Origin of the sequence: Micromonospora sp. LOL_014, assembly GCF_048060245.1 — a bacterium.
Lineage (GTDB): Bacteria > Actinomycetota > Actinomycetes > Mycobacteriales > Micromonosporaceae > Micromonospora_E.
On record NZ_JBHMIP010000041.1, the window covers coordinates 25,163 to 43,753 of the forward strand.

At 68.8% G+C, this 18,591-nt stretch carries 18 protein-coding genes; 10 read left to right on the top strand and 8 right to left on the bottom strand.

The features are described 5' to 3' along the window. Positions 1–38 precede the first annotated feature (38 nt). On the bottom strand, positions 39–4,838 hold the full coding sequence (locus tag ACFHW1_RS26570) for a family 43 glycosylhydrolase (protein ID WP_416616387.1): 4,800 nt from the start codon (positions 4,836–4,838) through the stop codon (positions 39–41). 220 nt (positions 4,839–5,058) lie between these two features. Here ACFHW1_RS26570 and ACFHW1_RS26575 point away from each other — a divergent pair, with 220 nt between their 5' ends. From ACFHW1_RS26575 to ACFHW1_RS26585, 3 genes are read left to right on the top strand one after another with little or no spacing between them, the layout of a single operon-like run. Further along, positions 5,059–6,579, top strand: a complete 1,521-nt coding sequence (locus tag ACFHW1_RS26575; RefSeq protein ID WP_416557362.1) for a hypothetical protein — start codon at positions 5,059–5,061, stop codon at positions 6,577–6,579. A gap of 45 nt (positions 6,580–6,624) precedes the next feature. After that, entirely contained in the window at positions 6,625–7,098 is a 474-nt protein-coding gene (locus ACFHW1_RS26580) for a DUF4878 domain-containing protein (protein ID WP_416557361.1), read from the top strand. 42 nt (positions 7,099–7,140) lie between these two features. Beyond that, entirely contained in the window at positions 7,141–7,854 is a 714-nt protein-coding gene (locus ACFHW1_RS26585; protein WP_416557360.1) for a 4'-phosphopantetheinyl transferase family protein, read from the top strand. On the opposite strand, the gene ACFHW1_RS26590 is transcribed toward ACFHW1_RS26585, so the two are convergent. Both ACFHW1_RS26590 and ACFHW1_RS26595 read right to left on the bottom strand, forming a co-directional pair. Continuing rightward, positions 7,826–8,425 (bottom strand): DUF1707 SHOCT-like domain-containing protein, encoded by a 600-nt coding sequence (locus ACFHW1_RS26590; RefSeq protein WP_416557359.1) that lies wholly within the window; start codon positions 8,423–8,425, stop codon positions 7,826–7,828. The genes ACFHW1_RS26585 and ACFHW1_RS26590 overlap by 29 nt on opposite strands. Continuing rightward, positions 8,422–8,961, bottom strand: coding sequence for an NUDIX domain-containing protein (locus ACFHW1_RS26595; protein WP_416557358.1), 540 nt, complete (start codon positions 8,959–8,961; stop codon positions 8,422–8,424). Before ACFHW1_RS26595 ends, ACFHW1_RS26590 begins: the two co-directional genes overlap by 4 nt. Positions 8,962–9,145: 184 nt before the next feature. Between ACFHW1_RS26595 and ACFHW1_RS26600 the strand changes: the two genes are divergently transcribed. Further along, positions 9,146–10,072 (top strand): acetamidase/formamidase family protein, encoded by a 927-nt coding sequence (locus ACFHW1_RS26600; RefSeq protein ID WP_416557357.1) that lies wholly within the window; start codon positions 9,146–9,148, stop codon positions 10,070–10,072. A 14-nt stretch (positions 10,073–10,086) separates the two neighbouring features. Here the strand turns inward: ACFHW1_RS26600 and ACFHW1_RS26605 are convergent, their stop codons facing one another. Then, positions 10,087–11,154 (bottom strand): acyltransferase family protein, encoded by a 1,068-nt coding sequence (locus ACFHW1_RS26605; RefSeq protein ID WP_416616389.1) that lies wholly within the window; start codon positions 11,152–11,154, stop codon positions 10,087–10,089. Positions 11,155–11,253: 99 nt separating this feature from the next. Beyond that, complete coding sequence (locus tag ACFHW1_RS26610) at positions 11,254–11,670, bottom strand: MerR family DNA-binding transcriptional regulator (protein ID WP_416557355.1); 417 nt, start codon at positions 11,668–11,670, stop codon at positions 11,254–11,256. 52 nt (positions 11,671–11,722) lie between these two features. Here ACFHW1_RS26610 and ACFHW1_RS26615 point away from each other — a divergent pair, with 52 nt between their 5' ends. Then, a complete protein-coding gene (locus ACFHW1_RS26615) occupies positions 11,723–12,319 on the top strand; it encodes an NADPH-dependent FMN reductase (RefSeq protein ID WP_416557354.1) in 597 nt (198 codons plus the stop codon). Then, positions 12,316–13,560, top strand: coding sequence for an erythromycin esterase family protein (locus ACFHW1_RS26620; RefSeq protein ID WP_416557353.1), 1,245 nt, complete (start codon positions 12,316–12,318; stop codon positions 13,558–13,560). The genes ACFHW1_RS26615 and ACFHW1_RS26620 overlap by 4 nt, the downstream gene beginning before the upstream one ends. A gap of 5 nt (positions 13,561–13,565) precedes the next feature. Here the strand turns inward: ACFHW1_RS26620 and ACFHW1_RS26625 are convergent, their stop codons facing one another. Then, positions 13,566–13,778 (bottom strand): phosphotransferase-like protein, encoded by a 213-nt coding sequence (locus ACFHW1_RS26625; RefSeq protein WP_416557352.1) that lies wholly within the window; start codon positions 13,776–13,778, stop codon positions 13,566–13,568. A 2-nt stretch (positions 13,779–13,780) separates the two neighbouring features. Continuing rightward, the gene (locus ACFHW1_RS26630) at positions 13,781–14,002 is read right to left on the bottom strand and encodes a phosphotransferase-like protein (protein WP_416557351.1); all 222 of its coding nucleotides are present in this window, start codon (positions 14,000–14,002) and stop codon (positions 13,781–13,783) included. Between the two features lie 294 nt (positions 14,003–14,296). Between ACFHW1_RS26630 and ACFHW1_RS26635 the strand changes: the two genes are divergently transcribed. From ACFHW1_RS26635 to ACFHW1_RS26645, 3 genes are all read left to right on the top strand, one after another. Further along, positions 14,297–14,611: an NADPH-dependent FMN reductase gene (locus tag ACFHW1_RS26635; protein WP_416557350.1), complete on the top strand. Its 315-nt coding sequence runs from the start codon at positions 14,297–14,299 to the stop codon at positions 14,609–14,611. Between the two features lie 68 nt (positions 14,612–14,679). Then, entirely contained in the window at positions 14,680–15,003 is a 324-nt protein-coding gene (locus ACFHW1_RS26640) for a hypothetical protein (RefSeq protein WP_281554162.1), read from the top strand. Between the two features lie 6 nt (positions 15,004–15,009). Then, positions 15,010–15,660, top strand: coding sequence for a nucleotidyl transferase AbiEii/AbiGii toxin family protein (locus ACFHW1_RS26645; RefSeq protein WP_416557349.1), 651 nt, complete (start codon positions 15,010–15,012; stop codon positions 15,658–15,660). Between the two features lie 52 nt (positions 15,661–15,712). Here the strand turns inward: ACFHW1_RS26645 and ACFHW1_RS26650 are convergent, their stop codons facing one another. Continuing rightward, the gene (locus ACFHW1_RS26650; RefSeq protein WP_416557348.1) at positions 15,713–16,132 is read right to left on the bottom strand and encodes a UTRA domain-containing protein; all 420 of its coding nucleotides are present in this window, start codon (positions 16,130–16,132) and stop codon (positions 15,713–15,715) included. 256 nt (positions 16,133–16,388) lie between these two features. On the opposite strand from ACFHW1_RS26650, the gene ACFHW1_RS26655 reads away from it, so the two are divergent. Further along, positions 16,389–18,591: NB-ARC domain-containing protein (locus ACFHW1_RS26655; protein ID WP_416616392.1), on the top strand; the 2,203-nt coding region annotated here is incomplete at its 3' end.

The window sequence follows — 18,591 nt, forward strand, 5'->3', positions numbered from 1 at the left end:
GCCGGGGCGCCACCCGTACGGGTGGCGCCCCGGCCGCGTCATCGGACGTCGACGACGACCGCCCCGCCGCCGAGCGCGGTTGTGTCGGCGTTGATCCGGCTGTCATAGACCACGGTCCCGGTACCCGCCTCCCGGATCCGGATCCAGAACCGGTCCTTGCCCTGCTTCCGCAGCGCCTCGTCGTTCAACCCGACCATGTACTCGTAGTCGCCTGCGCCGTTGACCGTGCCCCGGCCGTTGAACCGCACCTGCGGGCCGTCCACCACGTACCCCCGGTGGCTGGTCGCGGCGAACTCCCACTCGCCGACGCGCAAGCGCAGCGCAACCGGGCCCGGCCCGGTCGCGTCCGGACCGGCCGTCGCTACGAACCCGAACTCGGCCCGCCCGGCCACCTGCTCGTCGGCGACGTACGCCCCGGCCGGTGAAGTGATCCAGCCGGAGCCGGCGACGTGCCCGCCGTCGGCCCGGTGCACCGCCAGATGGCCGCCGGCCAGGGTGTGCGCGGCATCCCGGTCGTCGATCACCGTGACCGTCGGCCGGTACACACCCGGTTCGGCGTAGCTGTGCGCCGCGACGCAGGCCGACCCGTCGATCACGCCGGCGTCGACGGTGCCGTCGCCCCAGACCACCACGCACCGGTGGGTGTCGTCCGAACCGGAGTCGGTGAACGTCGCCGTGACGCTGACCTCGGTGCCGGCGGCGACCGGCCCGGCCGCACCGGTGACGGCGATCACCGTCGGCGCGGAGTTGACCGGCCGGATCGGCGCGACGCTCTCCAGGGTCGGCACCACCGGGACGATGGAGCCGTCGGGGGCGAACTCCAACCGGTCGATGGTGGTCTCCCGGTGTGTGCCGTCGCCGTCCGGGATGGCGAACCGGTGGTACGCGATGTACCAGTCGTCGGTGCCCGGCACCCGCACCACCGAGTGGTGCCCGGTGCCCTTGATCCCCAACGACAGGTCCTTGCGCAGGATGGTGCCCCGCCGCTCGCTCCACGGCCCGAGCGGCGAGTCGCCGACGGCGTACGCCACCTGGTAGTCCTCACTGCGGGTGTCGTTCTCCGACCACATGAAGTAGTAGCGGCCGTCCCGCTTGATGACGAACGCGCCCTCGTTGTATCCGGACGGCCGGTGCGAGGTCACCTCGGCCGGGTCGAACGACACCATGTCCTCGTTGAGCTCGACCTGGTAGGCGTTGCCGTTGCCCCAGTACAGGTAGGAGCGTCCGTCGTCGTCGGTGAACACCGCCGGGTCGATCATCTGACCGGGGTACGTCCCGGCCGGCACCAGCGGCTCGCCGAGCGCGTCGCGGAACGGCCCGGTCGGGGAGTCGGCGACCGCGACACCCAGGTGCTTGCCGGTGTCGCCGGTGGCCTTTCCGCCGCTGAAGTAGAAGTACCACTTGCCGTCGCGTTCGGCGATGGTCGGTGCCCAGGCGCTGTTGTCCGCCCAGTCGACGTCGGTCTCCAGATCCAGGATCACCCCGTGGTCGGTCCAGTTGACCAGGTCCGCCGAGGAGAACACCGAGAACTTGGTGCCGCTCCAGCCGGCGAATCCGTCGGTGGTGGCGTAGAGGTAGAACCTGTCGCCGAAGACCGCGATGTTCGGGTCGGCGTACAGTCCGGGCAGCACCGGTGAGCGCATCAGGTGGGCCTCAACGGTCCAGGTCGCGGTGGAGCCGTCGGCGCCGGTGACGGTGTACGTCATCGGTGTGCTCAGGTCCCGTACGGTGCCCGACTCTGGTGCGACGGTGGCGCCGGGGGCGAGGGTGAACTCCGGTGCCAGGGCGGTCAGGTCGGTGTCCGGGTGGACCGGCAGGACGATCCGTCGGGTGTCGGCGTCGACGATGGCGTCCACCTTGAGCTGCGCCACGATGGCACCGGTGATCGCGGCCGGGGCGCCGCCCAGGGCGTACACCTCGTCGGCGGTCAACGCCCGGTTGTAGATCCGGAAATCGTCCACCTCGCCGGCGAAGTACGGGTCAGCGCCGTAAAGCGAGCGGCCGACATATCCGGCATAATCCCGGCTCGGGTCGTGCAGGTCCGACGGGCGGATCGCAACGTCGGTGGCCCGGGCGATCTCGACCCCGTCGAGGTACATCACGGCGGTACGGGTGGTCGAGCCGACGGTGACCGCCAAGTGTTTCCACTCGCCTCCGGTGAACGCTGCCGACGCCCGAAGCTGCTTCTCGGCCTGCCAGCTGCCGGTGGTTATCGCCGAGAACAGCACCCCACCGCCGTTGCGCGGCGTGCTGAACAGGTAGCGGTTGCTGTTCGGACCCAGCCCGTAGATCCACTGGTTGGCGGTGCTGGAGGCGTCCCACTTGACCCATGTCGCCACGGTGGTGCTGGAGACACCGGCGTACACCCCATTGGGGATGGTGACGTACGGCGCGGTGGTCGAGCCGCTGGCGCCGCCGCTCATCTTGAACGAACCGCCCTCGACGCCGGTGCCGAACTCCGGGGTCCGCTCGTAGCGGCCGTGCCGGCCCTGCCCGGAGGAGTCGGTGGCGACGGTGCCGCCGGTTTCATCGAACTTGTAGTGCAGCAGCAGCCCGTCGGCCGGTGGCTCCGGCCCCGGGTCAGGCCCGTAGGCGGCGAGCAGCGCGTCGTACTCGGCCTGGGTGACCGGCAGTACAGTGCCGTGGCGTGGGTGCGACGGCAGCGTGTAGTCACTCGACGGTGTCCACTCGCCGGAGGCAAGGTCGGTGGTCTCGAACGGGATGTAGCCGCGTCCGCCGAACTCGTCGATGAACAGGTACCACTTCTCCTCGGTGTTCGACTTGAAGATGGTGGGTCCCTCACCCTGGGACATCGAGCCTTGGCCGATGCAGTCGGTGAGGAAGTCCCATTCGGTGTCGCGCAACGACGTCGCCGTCTCGGCGAGGATGAACTTGCTGCACGGCGTCGACGAGGAGTTGTTGCGCTCGTCCTTGGTGAACCGGTAGTAGACGCCGTCGTGGTCGATCACCGTCGAGTCGATCACCGAGTAGCCGGGATCCACCCACACCTGCGGCTCGGAGAAGGTGTGGAAGTCCCGGGTGGTGGCGTACAGCATCTTGTTGTAGGTGCTCCCGGTGTGGTCCGGGTCGTTGGCCGCGTACAGCTTGGAAGCCCAGAAGACGACGTACGCGCCGATCGACGGGTCGTAGTACGTCTCCGGTGCCCAGGTGTTGCCGGCGGTGTCGGGGGAGACCTGGACCAGGCGCTGGTCGGTCCAGTTGACCAGGTCGGTGGATTCCCACACCATGATCGACTTGCTGCCGTGCCGCTGCGCACCGTCCCAGTTGCCGTTGCCGTGGATCCGCAGGTCGGTAGCGATCTGGTAGAACTTGTCACCCTCCGGGGAGCGGATGATGAACGGGTCGCGCAGCCCTTTTTCGCCGAGCGTCGAGGTGAGCACCGGCCGGCCGTCGTTGAGCTGCTGCCACCGCAGCGGGTCGTTGCCCTGGCTGAGGGCGAAGTAGACCTGTTCGCCGTCGGCGGTGCCCTCACCGGTGAAGTAGCTGAACAGGTAGCCCGTGCGGTCGGCTGGTGCCGGCAGTTCGGGGACGCTGGCGGTGAACTCGCGGGTGGCGCTGGCCGCGTTGCGAGTAACGGTGGCGGTCAGCGTGACAGTGGTGTCGCCGGCTCCGGCTGCCGGTCGGTTGACCACGCCGTCCGTGGCGATCACCGCCGGGTTGTCCGACGCCCAGGTCACTGTCGTGCCGTCGGCGCCTGCCGTGGGCAGGGTCAGGTTGCCGCGCACGTCGTCAACGTTGTGCACGGTCAGCGCCGTGGCGGCGTCGGCGACGATCTGCGCGTCGTCGAACTCGGCCAGTACGGTCACCTCGAAGGTCCTGGTATCGGTGGCGGTGCCCCGGCTCAGGGTGGCGGTGAGCGTGGCCTGCGCGTCGGGCTGGCCGACGGCCGGTCGGGTCACCGTACCGTCGGTGGCGACCACCGCCGGGTCGCTGGACGTCCAGTCGATGGCCGAGCCGCCCGGCCCGGTTGCCAGCAGTGGGAGGTCGGCGGTGACCCGGCTGGTGTCGCCGAGGTCCAGCTCGGCCGCGTCGTGGGCGACGACCGCGGCCGCCGCGCGTGCACCGAGCTGGGCAGCTTCGTCGGCGGTGACCGCCCGGTCGTAGATGCGGAAGTCACGCACCCGACCGGCGAGGTAGCGGTCGCCGGTGTAGACCGAACGCCCGATGTAGTTTGCGGTGGTGGTGCCGCCGCCGATCGACCCGGGGGTGATGGTGACCGCGGTGTTGCGGCCGACCTCGACCCCGTCCTCGTAGAGCACTCCGGTGGTGCCGGACTGGGTGTAGGTGAGGTGCTTCCAGACCCCGCGGGCGAGGTTGCGGGTCGGGTTCGGCCGGGTGTTCTGCTCGGTGGACCAGTTGCCGCTGGCGATCGCGGCGCGGAACTGGTCGCCGGTGGCGAACAGGTAGCCGTCGCCGGTGCCGCCGCTGGTGTTGCCTATCCCGAAGATGAAGTAGGGGGTGGCCTGCGCCGGGTCGATGAGCACGTCCATCGTCACGGTGACCGAGTCCAGGTCGCGTAGAACGTCGTCGGGCAGATCCACGTACGTGTCGGTGCCGTTGAGGCCGAGTCCTTCTTCACCGGACCAGTCGGCGGTGCCGTGCACGGTGCCGTGCCGGTCGTTGCCTGAGGCGTCGGTGGCGACGGTCCCGGCGGTGGCATCCAGTTCGTACCAGAGGACAAGTCCGTCGGTCGGTCCGGCGGCGGTGGCGGTGGTCGGGCCGGCGGCCAGCAGGCTGGCGGTGAGGGCGAGGGCGGCGAGTGATGCCAGGGCTGTTCGTCGTGGTCCGGCGGTACGCGGTCGATCCCGCTGCGGCATGACTGTCTCCTCCAGGGAGGTGTCCGATTTCTTGTTTGAGATCCGGTATCAGTTGTTGTTAGCGTTAACAAAAATTGGTGGACAGGAGCCGGGTCGTCGGTTCCGATTCGCTGCCGCGACACGGCTGTTGCGAGAGTGTTAACCGGGTCGTACCTTGTCGTCAAGGGTCGACGACCCGGCTTCCCGCCGCCGGCACCAGCGGACGGTAAGGTCGCGCGGCATGAGAACGGTCTACACGACAGCCGACTCCGACACCTTCCACCCGGCCCGACAGCGGCTGGTCGGCCAGGTCGGGAAGTGGGCGCGTCGGCAGGGGCGTGCCGGGCTCGACCCATTTGTGATCGAGACGCTGCTGGAGCACCGGTGGAGCCACGGCGACGGTCTGTTCGGACGGTGGCACCCCGACGACCTCACCGCCGCCCTGCTCGACTGGTTCCCCCGACAGGTCACCATGCACCCGGACGACTGGGACGCCGTCGTGCCGAGCGTACGGGGATTCGTCGACTTCCTGTTCGACGAAGGGCTCGCCGACCGGCACTGCGCCGACCGGGACCTGCTGCACAGGACGCTTGACGAGCTGACCGGACCGGTCGCCGAGGCGCTGGCCGACGAGCGGCGCTACGGCCCGGCGAAGTACTGGGCCACCCGGATGATGCGCGACGGCGTCGACCCGACAGACAACGCGGCCGCCCAGGCGTTCATCGCCGACGTGCACGCCGGCCGGATCCCCGTCGACCGGGACCTGCTCAACCAGATCATGGCCAACCACCTGGCCGCGTCCGACCGCGCCCAACGCCCACCGACCCTGCCACTGGTGGTCGTCCCGGACGACGCCGAGCTGCGCACGGCGGCCGAATCGTCGACGATCCTGCACCAGGTCCGGCAGTTGGTGACCTGGATGGGCCAGGGCCGTACCCTGACCCCGAACGGCAACCTTCGGCTGGCCGACGCCCGGGAACTGGTCCCGCTGCTCGGCACCGCCGACGTGATCGACCCGGCCATCGGCGACCGGGTGTTCAAGACCCGCAGCAGCGAGGAGCTGTACGGGCTCTCGGTCGTCGTCGCCTGGGCCCGGGCCGCCCGAGTGGTTCGGGTGGTCAAGGGGCGGCTCGTGCCGGTCAAGAGCGCGGCCAAGCTGCTGACCGACCCGCTCGCCCTGGCCCAGCGGCTGTACGCGGCGCTGCCCGAGATCGGGGCGGCCGTGTGCGGCAGCGGCTGGAACGAGTCGTCGATGCGGTGGCGGTTCGACGACGCCGTCGTCATCGCAGCGCTCACCGTCTACTCGTCCGCCGAACCGTTGCCGGTCCCGGCCCTGCGTGAGCTGCTGCACCAGTCGCTGGAGGAGTCGATGCTGGTGCCGAACGGCGGCACCGAGGAGCAGCAGCAGGCGTGGCGACGGCTCGCCCACGACGACGCCGACCGGCTGTTCGCGCGGCTGGCCGATCTCGGCGCGGTCCGGCTCACCGACGACGAGATCAGCCTGACGCCACTCGGCGCCGCGCTGGTCGGGTACCGTCTGCGCGAACAGGGCGTCGTGGTGCCGACCGTGGCTGAGCTGCTGGACGAGACCGCCGAGGTGGTGGTGGCGGTCGCCGCCGACAGCGATCCGGACAGCGCCGAACGACTGCTGACCGCCTGGTGCGCCCACCAGCCGCAGCGCGGTCCCGCTGAGCTGCGGGCGCTCGCCCGGCGTACCGACGACCGGATACACCAGCGTCTCGCCCGGGCCTATGCGGGGTAGCCGTGCCGGGCCGGTAGGTAGCGGGCGGCCTCTAGCATCCGGATCATGAGTTACCAACCACCGGGGCCGTCACCACCGCCACCATCGTCCGCCGGGCCGAGCCGTAGCGGGCGGACGATCGTGATCATCGTCGCGGTCGTGTTCGCCGTCGTCCTACTCTGCTGCGTCGGTGTCGCCGGGGGTGGCTTCTGGCTGTACCGGACCGTGTCGGCGGCCACCGGTCCGGCCCGCGACGCCACCACCGCCCACTTCGACGCGCTGTCCGTCGGTGACTACGCCGGTGCCTACCAACGGCTGTGCCAGGACCGGAGGGACACCCTGTCCGAGACGCAGTACGTCCAGCAGGAGTCCGCCGCCGGACAGATCGCCGGGTACGACATCATCGGTGTCACTGTGTCGACCACCAACGTGCGGACGACCGGCACCGTCACCGTCGAAGTCACCTACGACGGTGGCGCACAGCGGCAGGAGGCCGTCAGACTGGTCGAGGAGAACGGCGAATGGCGGGTCTGCCAGTGACACCCGACCACCTGCCACGACGGTGACGGAGGACGGAGCGGGATGATCGAGGCACTGCTGCCGGCCACGGCGGTCGCCCGCGAGGCGTTCGACGACAACGTCCCGGTCACCCTGTTCCCCGAGGAGTCCGCGGTGCTCGGCAACGCGGTCGACAAGCGCCGTCGTGAGTTCGGCACCGCACGCCGCTGCGCCCATGAAGCCCTCGCCGAGCTGGGCTTCCCCGGCGTACCAGTGCCGTCCGGTGCACGCCGCGAACCCCGCTGGCCGGCCGGGGTGGTCGGCAGTATCACCCACTGCGCCGGCTACCGCGCGGCGGTGGTGGCCCGGTCGGTCGACCTCACCACGGTCGGAATCGATGCCGAACCGCACGAGCCGCTGCCCGCCGGCGTCCTGAACAGCATCACCGTGCCCGACGAACTCACCTGGCTGACCGCCCGCCGGGACAGCCACCCGCAGGTGCACTGGGACCGGCTGCTGTTCTGCGCCAAGGAAGCCGTCTACAAGGCGTGGTACCCGCTGGCGGAACGCTGGCTCGGCTTCGAGCAGGCGTACGTCGAGGCGAACCCCGGCCCCGACGGCACCGTCGCCCCCGGTTCCAGCGGCGCCGCCACCGACGGGGACTTCACCGCCCGGCTGCTGGTGCCCGGCCCAGCGTTGCCCGACGGCACGCCGCTGACCGGGTTCACCGGCCGGTGGCTGGCCCGCAACGGCCTGATCGTCGCCGCGATCAGCGTCCCGGCCGGCCCCGACGCTTGACCGTCACACCGCCCCAGAACGCCAACCCGCTGATGTGGATTCTCGGCCCGCCGGGGCTGCCCAGTCCGGCGGCCCGCTGACCAAAGTCGCCCATCACGCCCACCCCGGTGATCGACACCTCGGCGTCATCCGGCACCACGATCTCGATCCCGCCCATGATCGCCCAGGCCTGGATCCGGATCACGTTCGCGTCGAGCTGCGCTTGTCGCAGGTCGAACCGGCCACCGCCCCAGAAGGCGAGCGCCCGCAACCTGCCCGGTGCCACCCACCGGCCCCGGCGGTCGACCCCGCTCATCACCGCGACCGCCCACTGCGACGGCCGCGACGGCTCCAGACCGTGATCGCCCCGCCGGGCGACCGAGTCGGACACCGCACGGGGAATGTCCCGGGTCAGCGGCTCCAACTCCGCGTACGTCCGGGCGGCGTACACCCGACCGAGTCGTTCGTCCAACTCGGGCAGATCGATCCGGCCCTCGGCGGCCGCGGCCCGCAGCACCTCCGCCACCTGCTCGCGGTCGGCGTCGGAGGCCCGCAGCCGGTCTGGGGGCAGCCGGTCAGGAAGGTCACTCACGCCCACAGCGTACCGAGCGTCGCCGGGTTCGTCGGATCAGTCAGGTAGCGCGCCAGCACCTCGGTGTGCAACGGGAACGCCAACCTGACCGGCTCGGTCACCACCAGCCACTCGGTGGCCTCCTCGGTCGCCACCGACACCGGCAACGTCTCCGCCGGTCGGGGCGGCAGCACCCCGAAGATCAGCAGGCTGGCGCCGTTCGGCACGCTGCGCACGGCGTACAGTCGCACCTGGTCGGACCGCCCGGCCAGCCCGGTCTCCTCGCGCAGCTCGCGGACCACCGCCGTCCGCCAGTCCTCGCCGTACTCGATGAAACCGCCCGGCAGAGCCAGCTCGCCGCGCGCCGGCTCGATGTCGCGGCGCTGCACCACCACCCCGATCCCCTGTGGACTCGTCACCGGCACCAGGGCAACCGCCACCGGCGTCGGGTTGCGCCACACCTGCTGCCCACAGTGGTCACAGGACCGGGGCCAGTCGGCGTCGGCCGGGTAGCGGGCACCGCACGACGAGCAGAACGAGTAGGGCACGCCAGTCACAGCGTCCGACGATACGCCGGTCGCCGGGCCGGGCCCGCTGTCACCTATCCGACCGCCGGCGGGCACCCGCCGGCCGCGCCCGGTCGGGGATCCTGACCCGCTGGGCCCGGCATCTGGACACCACCAGCGCAGCTACCTGCGCCGGTCGCTGCGCTGGTTGGACCGGCGGCGGTAGCCTGCGGCGATGCGGCACACCTTGGAGCCGAACGCCCGGACCCTGCACGGCTACCTCTCACCGGACTATCCACCGGTGCTGACCATCGACCCCGGAGACACGGTCACCTTCCGTACCCTGGACTGTTGGTGGTCGGCCGGGCCGTACGCCGGCGGCCCGCACGACCAGCGGCCCCGGCACGCGGCGCACCGGCCGGGGTTCGGCCACGCGTTGGTCGGGCCGGTCGCGGTGCGCGGCGCCCGGCCCGGGACCACCCTGTCGGTACGCGTCGACGAGGTGCTGCCGGCCGACTGGGGCACCACCCTGGCGGGCAGCGCGTTGACCCCGCACAGCGAGCGGTACGGGATCGCCGGCACCGAGACGGTGCACACCTGGCAGCTGGACCCCGCCGCCGGCACCGGACGCAACCAGCTCGGCCACACCGTGACGTTGCGGCCGTTCCTCGGGGTGCTCGGCATGCCACCGGCGCAGCCCGGCGAGCATTCGACCATTGCGCCCCGGCGTTGCGGCGGCAACCTGGACTGCAAGGACCTGGTCGCCGGCAGCACCCTGCTGCTGCCGGTCACCGTCGACGGCGCGCTGTTCTCCGTCGGCGACGGGCACGCAGCCCAGGGCGACGGCGAGATCTGCGGTACGGCGATCGAATGCCCGATGGACCGGGTCCAGCTCACCTTCGATCTGGTCGACGACCGACCGTTGACCGGCCCGGTGGCCCGGGTCGACGGCGCCTGGCTGACCCTCGGCCTGGGCGACACTCTCGATGCCGCGGCCGCCGACGCCCTCGACGCGATGATCACCCTGATGTCCCGCCGGCACGGGCTGTCCCGGGGTGACGCGGTCGCCCTGGCCAGCATCGTCGTCGACGTACGGGTGACGCAGATCGTCAACGGCGTCGTCGGCGTGCACGCCCGGCTCGCCGACGACGCCCTCCGCTGAGGGTGCCAGCCGGCTCAGCTGGGCGGTAGGAGTGATGGGCGGCGGCGGGCGGCGACGTCCTCGACCCAGCCGACAGCCAGCACCACCGCGACCAGCAGCACGGTGCCGACGCCGAGAATGGCCGCCTTGCCGGCGTAGAGTCCGGACAGCGTGAGCAGCCCACCGGCGGCGTACAGCACCGGCAGATGCCAGATGTAGATGGTCACCGCGCGGGCGTTGATCATGCGGATCAGTCGGGCCAGCCACGGCACCTGCGCCAGCCAGTCCAGCCGGGGCCGGGCCCGCATCAGCAGCAGCACCGCCGCCCAGCCCCACACCAGCGCGCCGAGCCGGTCGTCCTCGCCCCGCTCGGCCAGCCACATCATCGCGACGAGCGCCAGCGCGCCGACGCCGAGCGCGTACCACCGCAGCGGCACCCGATCCAGCAGCCCGGTGTGCCGGGCGAAGCCGATCAGCCAGCAGCTGCCGTACGCGGCCATCGACCAGACCACGTCGGTGACCGGGTTGACCGGTAGGTCGACCAGCGGCGACGTCAGCAGCACGGCGAGTGCGGGCAGGGTCAGTAGTGTGCCGACCGGCCAGCGGCGGAACGCCCACCACAGCAGCGGGGAGAGCAGCACCAGCCACAGGTAGGCGCGGATGTACCAGAGTCCGAGGGAGAACGGCCCGCCCCATTCGCTGTTCGGCGGGTTCCGCAGCGGCACCACCCACCAGGTCACGTCCAGCAGGCTGGGCCGCCAGCCGACCAGGACCATCAGCGGTACGGCGACCGCGGCGAGCGCCCACAGCGGTGGCAGCAGCCGGCGCAGCCGCGAGCCGACCACCCGCAGCGGCGTACCCCGGTCCAGCGACACGGCCGTGAGGTAGCCGGCCAGCGCGAACATCACCGGCATCGCCGGGAAGACCATTGGCAGCCAGGTCAGCCACAGCGTGTGCAGCAGGTACACCCGCAGGATCGCCAACGCCCGCAGCGCATCGATGTACGGACTGCGCTCGCCGGCGCGGGCCGGCGCGGCCGTCGGGGGAGCGACGTCGGGGTCCCGGCCACCGTCGCGGTCACCCAGGAGCCGGCTGACACGCATGAGCGCGAACGCTAGCCCGGCAACCTCGGTACCCGCGCAACGCCCGGTTGCCGGCCGGCGACAATCCGGTTAACGCCGTGCCGTTGTGCCGGTCCGATCTCAAGCGGCCGGTGATCCGGCGGAGCTGCGTCCTCGACGTCCGTCCGTCGGCAGCTTGCAGAGCGGTTCCCCGGAGGCGATGTCGTCGAGCGCGTCGTGGAGTTCGGCGATGCGGCGCTCCGCTTCGGCGACGAGCGCCCGGGTGAGGTGCTGCCATTCGGCTTCGGTGGGGTTGGCCGGCAGGGCGGCGAACAGGGCGACGATCTCCTGCACACTGAGCCCGACACGTTGGGCAACCCGGCAGATCCGCACCACGCACGGGGCGAACTTGTCGTACCGGCGCTGGTTGCCACTGGTGCGGACCGAGGTCAGCAGCCCCTGACGTTCGTAGAACCGGATGGCCGAGGCGGCGACTCCGCTGGCCGCCGCGACCTCACCGACGCTCAGGGCCGCCGGGGCGACGATGGAGTTGGGCATGGGCGCATCGTCGCTTGACTTCAACTAATGTTCAAGTTCTAGCGTCGGTGGCATGGAAACGGACAACATCATTGTCCCGAATGGACCGCTGCGGGTCGGCGTGATCGCCGGCAGCACCCGCCCTACCCGGCGGTCACCCGCTATCGCACAGTGGGTGGCATCGGACCGCAGCCAGCCGGAGCTCCGCCTGGACGTGGTCGACCTGGCCACCGCCGACCTGCCGATGCTGGGGGAGCCGCTCGCCGCCGTCTTCGGCAGCTACGAACATGAGGCCACGCGCCGCTGGGCCGCCGCGATCGCCAGCTATCAGGCGTACGTCATCGTCGTCCCCGAGTACAACGCCTCCTTCCCTGGCGTGCTGAAGAACGCCCTGGACCACCTGTACGCCGAGTGGGCCGACAAGCCGGTGGCCTTCGTCGGCTACGGAATGTCCGGCGGCGGCCGAGCGGTGCAGCAGCTGCGCCAGGTGGCCGAGGAGCTGCGGATGCGCCCGGTCGCTACGTCGCTGAACCTTTCGCCGCACCAGGTCGTCGACGGCCGGTACGCGGCGAAGGCCGTCGATGCCGAGGCCCGCGCCCGCATGCTGGCCGAGTTGGCCGGGGCGCTCAGCGTCCCGCACACCCCCGCCGCCTACGGCAGCGTCGGATGAGCGCCGACGCTCCGGCGGCGGTCCTCGACTGGCTGTCCACCCACGCCCGACCGATGCGACCGTACGGCGACACCCCGTGGCGGGACGTCGTGACCGACATCGCCGACGAGCTTTCGCTGCGCCGAGCGGACCGCGACGCGGCCGCCGCGCCGACGGTCATCGGACTCGCGCCGACGACCCGTGAGAGCGCCGAGGTCTGCGAACTGCAGGCCGACCTGCTCCAGGCACTGGTGGCGGGAGGCGTGCGTACCGTCGTCCTGCAGGACACCACCGAGATCGGCGAGCGGCTCGACCGCTGGGCCAGGGCCGGAGACCGGTCAGCGAACGGCCCCGAGGCGATCCTCGCCGACGCCTGGGGGCCGTGGCGCACCGAGTCGCTGCGCCGCGCACTGATCTGGTTGCGTGCCCACAACGCCACCCACCCGGCAGACCAGGTGGAGATCTGCGGAATCACCCGCCCGACAGCGGTGCCCACCGACTACGACTGGGTCCTCGCCCTGACGGCGGGCACCCCCGACCACGAGCAGATATCAGCGCTCCTGGCGACGATCCGGGTCGCACACGACGGCGGCGAACACGTGGAACGCGCCCACGGCAGGTGGACCGGCGCGCCCTTCGTCGACCTGGCCCGGCAGGCCCGTGCCGCGACGGCAGCCGTGCTCGCACCCGACTCCGACGCCGCGACCCGTGCGATCGCGGCGCTCGACCGCATCGTGCAATTCCACGCCACCTCCCTCAGCCAGGGCCACGACGGCGAGGACGAGGAGGCGGTCGCAGCGGACCGACTGGTCGAACACCTGCGGGCCACCGGCCGGCAAGCCGTGGTCTGGGACGGGATCGGGCATCTCGCCGCCCGGGGGACCAGCTTCGGCTCCCGACTACGTGGGCACCTCGGGTCGCGCTACCGCTGCCTGCTGACCACCTTCGGGTCCGGCCGCATCCGCGACTTCCACCTCCCGGCACCCCGCCCCGGCAGCCTGGACAAGACGCTCGACCAGGTCGGGGCCAGGCTGGGCGCGGGGTACGCGGTCGACCTGACCGGCTTCCCGAAACCCGAAGGTGTCCGGCGGTGGCTGGCCGGCCGGCACGCCGTACGGGTCATCTCTGGCATGTACCACCCCGACGAGGACGAGCGGCACTACTCCGCGCTCGACGACCTCGGTCGATCCGTGGACGTCCTGCTGCACCTGCCGACCATCAGCCCGGTCAGGTACATCGAGCATCCAGAGCCGAAGGACTGACCCGCTCAACCCTCCGGCGGCGCGGCGGTCACCCGTGCGGCGACCATCCGGGCGCAGTCCAGCGACTCCAGGTGGCTGGTGTCCACCTCGATGCCGTAGCCGACTCCCTGATGGACGATCTCGGCCTGCGACGCTGCCATTCCGACCACCCGGTCACCACGGGCGATCTCCCGCGACGCCGCGATGTCCGCAGCGCACCGCACCCCGACCCACAGCACGGTCAGACCTTCCAGATACCGGCGGGCCTGCTCCTGGAGGCGCCGCCGCCGAGGATGGCTTCGCCATGCGCACCGAACGTCACCATGGCCGGCGGTAGCCGCTCGATCAGGTCGTCGATCCCGAGACTGATCCACGGGTCGGGCAACAGATGCTTGAGGCACCGGACGATCCCGGACTTGCCGGAGCTGGAACCACCGTTGAGCACGATGAACTGCGTCGCCATGTGATCGGGTCACCTTTACCGGTCGGGCTGCGGGGTACCGTTTCGACTCTATCGAGGGTCCGGCCGCCGGCCCGACACGATCGCTCACACCCAGTGGATCAAGATGATCGTGCCGTACGCGGGCGGACCCGGCCATGGTCGCCGGTTCGGTGGCTCTGTGGACCCATGACCTCGACGACGGGCCGGTGTCCGAGATCGGGTGGATGGTGCTGCCCGAGTTCCAGGGCCGCGGGCTGGCCAGCTGCCAGGCGTATGTCATGGTCGTCCCCGAGTACAACGCCTCCTTCCCCGGGCGTGCTGAAGAACGCCCTGGACCACCTGTACGCCGAGTGGGCCGACAAGCCGGTGGCCTTCGTCGGCTACGGAATCTCCGGCGGTGGTCGCGCCGTGGCGCAGCTGCGCCAGGTGGCCGAGGAGCTGCGGATGCGTCCGGTCGCGACGTCGCTGCACCTCTCGCCGCAGCAGGTCGTCGACGGCCGGTACGCGGCGGAGGCCGGCGATGTCGAGTCCCGCGCCCGCCTACTGGCCGAACTGGCCGGGCGCTCGACGTCACCGCGCGCCCGCCGCCGAGGAAGCACCCGATCAGCGCTGAACATACATGCCGGGTGACACGCCGGCAGCCATCGCCGGTCTCCTCCATGCGGTGAATCAGCACCGACGTGAGCGATAATGGCGGCATGGCACAAGCGCGGGTGCTGTACGAGGATGGCCGGCCGTACACCGTGCCAGACTCGCTGGAGGAGCTGGCCGGACCAACCGGAGGTGTGGTCGAGCTGCCGTTGCGCCTGGACTGGTCTGAGCAGGGTCGTTACGACCTGTCCGACGATCGCCAGCGCAACCTCATGTACGAGCGGGTGATCCGGGAGTCGATGCGGGTCGAGGATCTCCGCGCCTTCGTCCATGGTCCGACCCTGGCCAGGGTGTGGCGTCAGCTGTGGCTGCCGACCAAGGTCCGGACGCTGTGGGAGTCTCGCTTCCCGAATCTCCCCAGGGCAGCCTGAGCCGTGATGGACCCGTTTCACCAGCGACTGGCTCGGGTCGCGTTGAAGGCGGCAGCCGAGTACGGATTCTGCCTGGCCGGTGGGTACGCGGTGCAGGCGCACGGCTTCGTGGACCGGGTCTCCAAGGACGTGGACCTGTTCACCACCATGGCGGCAGTGTCTGACTTCCCGGCAGCTCAGGCCGCCGTGGTGGCGGCTCTCAGTGCCGATGGTCTGGACGTCGCCGTGGAGCGGGAGGGAGCCTCGTTCGCTCGACTGGCAGTGGCGGACCCGGCCACGGGCAGCGCCAGCACGGTAGAACTTGGTGTCGACTGGCGGGCGTACCCACCGGTCCAGCTCGCGATCGGCCCGGTCCTGCATCCCGCCGACGCGGTGGCGAACAAGCTGTGTGCTCTGTTCGGTCGGGCGGAGGTCCGTGACTACATCGACGTACACGGGATCCTTCAAGATGGCCGCTTCGACACCGGCGAGCTAATGCAGATGGCGGCCGATCACGATCCAGGCTTCGACCCGTCGATCTTCGCGGAGGCGCTACGCGCGGTACGGCGATTTCCTGACTCCGCTTACGAACCGTACAAGCTCACCGCCGAACAGGTCGCCGCGCTGCACGCGCGGCTGCTTGCCTGGGCCGATGAGGTGGAAGCCGCCGCTCCTTAGCGGCGGACAGAACTCGGCGGCGGTCTGGTAAGTGTCGCGGGGGGCGGCGAGGTCAGCCTCCCTGTGGTCCGGGCAGGAGGTATCTGGCCTTGTGCCGGTGGGCGGCTTTGATCATTTCGGTCACTTCGATCGGTTCGCCGTCGGTGGTATAGACGGTGCGGAACTGGCGCAGCACGGGCATGTCGTCGGGCATCTGCAGGGCGATGAACTCGTCGATGGTGGGCATGGTGGCTTCGACGTCGTCGATGGCTGGTCCGGCGTGTTTGCCGAGTTCGGCGAGTACACGGAGCGATCCGCCCTTGGTCAGGCGGTGTTCGGTGAGCGGGGCGCCGCGTGCGAGATCCGTCCGGTAGTAGTTGGTGACCAGCTCGGCCGGGACGCCATCGAGCAGCAGCCTCCGGCGGACGACACGGGTGTCGGGTTCGATCCGGAGACTGCGATCATCATCCGGTCCGGAGGTCTGGGCCAGCATTGAAGAGCGACCTTGACGCCTTTGCGATCATCATCTGGCTCGTGCAGGGCGCAAGTGGTTACGTCACCACCGCAACATCAAGTCGCCACAGACCTCCGGCAGACGTTCGACCCAGTCACAAGGTGTCCGTTAGCCTAGATGCTAGACACGAAACTAAATGATCTAAGACGTCAGTGTACCTGCTAGCAGAGTCGGCGTTGAGATCTTTGCGACGGCCGCCGGTATTTATTGGTCTGGTTTGATCTGGATGGTCTACATGCGGAGTCCGTTCAAGCGCCGCTGGCCATGGATCGCGCTGGCTGGCGTTGGCGTGGTTGCGCTGGGTTGGAACCCGGCCGCTGAGGGTATTGCATCCTACATCAATTCAGATCTTAGTGACCGAGATGCATATAGCAGTGTTTACGCGTTGCCGGTCTCCTTGCTGTCCCTGCTGGTCGCGGTAATTGGGCTCACTTTTCAGTCGAAGCAGGCGCGAAGAGTTGAGAAAGAAGCTTTGATAAGTGCCGATCAACCAAGAGCAGGAATGACATCGCTGGCCGTTCCAGGGCTAGTCGGCGCCGACCAAATTCGCGGTCGTGACCGTGTAATCGGGGAACTTGTCCATCTATACGAACGGAACGCCGATCCTGCACTTAGAGTGCATGTACTGCACGGGATGGGTGGGGTAGGAAAAACCGCGATCGCGCAACACGTGGCAAAAGTCTTACGTCAGCGCGGCATCACTGTCTGGTTTATTTCCGCCGCCGAAGCGAGCAGCCTACACTCCGGCATGCGGGAACTTGCCATGAGCCTAGGGGCAAGTAGCTACGAGCTCGACCGAGAGTGGACTCACAACGCGCCTGATGTCTTATGGCGGCGTCTCAAGGCTTACTCGCGCCGATGGCTCATCGTAATCGACAATGCTGATGACCTAAGCGCACTTGCGCCGGTCAATCAGACCGTTGCGCAAAGGAATGGTTGGATTCGCCCGACTGGAACCCGCAATGGTGCAATTATAGTCACAAGTCGTGACGGCACTAAAAGTTCCTGGGGAAACTGGTGTCGGATGCATCAGATTGGGATCCTACCTGTTGCGGACAGTGCGCAAATGCTCATCGATATAGCGGGCAGTAATTGCGGGTCGAAAGAGCAGGCAGCGGATCTCGCAGGCAGACTTGGCGGCCTACCGCTGGCCCTACATCTCGCCGGCCGCTATCTTGCCGACGCTCGACTGGTGCCGGTATCCGGACAGATAACCACCTTCACCGACTACCATGCGGCACTTGATCGCCATGGGGTTTCTGCTGTCTTTCCGGATGGTAACGGTGTAATGACGGTAGCGCGCGCGATATCCGTCATCGCGGAGACTTGGGAATTGTCTTTGACCTCAATGGAGCGAGGTGGCAGATATAAGGCGCGAAACTTGCTTCGGCTCTTGTCAACCATGGCTGATGCGGAAATTCCGTACCACGTCTTGCTCGATCCTAGCGAAATGGCCACCTCGGACATGTTTCGGGGACTCACTCCAGGCCGGCTTCGAGAACTCCTGCAAAGCCTCAGTTCCTTCGGTCTGATTGAGCTAAAAGTTGACGGGGAAGTTCCAATGGCGACGGCGACGCGTGACCTACCACTTGGAACGCTGAGCCTGCACCCATTAATCAGGGATGTGAGTCGGCACCATCTACGGGTCGGCGGAAATATGGGCGCGGCGATCGAAGTGGCTGCGAGGCTACTGCATCGCGCCGCCATCAGATACGACGATCACACCGAACCAAAGAACTGGCCAGTGCTCAAGCTCTTGGCGCCTCATCCGCTCCACCTATTAACCTTGGCGGCAGCGGAGTCGGACCTGCGTGCAGAGGTGACCAGCGATCTTACGCAGGCAGCGAGCATGATAACTAGGTACATGGCGGCCATTGGTCTATATGCAGCCGCTGTTTCGGAGGCAAAGTTGATCCGGGATTTGGCGGTGGGAATCTTAGGCGAGGAGCATCCTGACATTCTGCAGGTCAGTGCCGATATTGCATCCTTCACCGGAGGAACTGGTGATGTTCATTCTGCGCGCGAACTGTATGCTGGACTGGTGCTCGTGAGCGATCGAGTCCTGGGAGCTGAGCGCGAAGAGAGCTTGATGTACCGAAGCAATCTTGCCTTCTTCACTGGCGTGGCGGGAGATCCGGCAGCCGCACGCAGTCAATGCCTTAAGCTACTCCCCGTGGCGAGTCGGGCGATCGGTGTCGAGGGAAATGCTGCTCGGGCGATCCGGCGGAATCTAGCTCTATTTTCCGCCGAGCTAGGGGATTTTGAAGCCGCACAACATCAGATCGAAGCTCTGAATCGATTCTATGGAAATAATGAAGATTTTTCAATGATTGTCTTCAGAGTGCGGTTTGCTTGCCGTATTGGGCGTTCGGGTGACTATTCTTCCGCGAGAGACCAGTTGGTTGAATTGCTGCCTACTCTGCGAAAGGTGTTAGGCG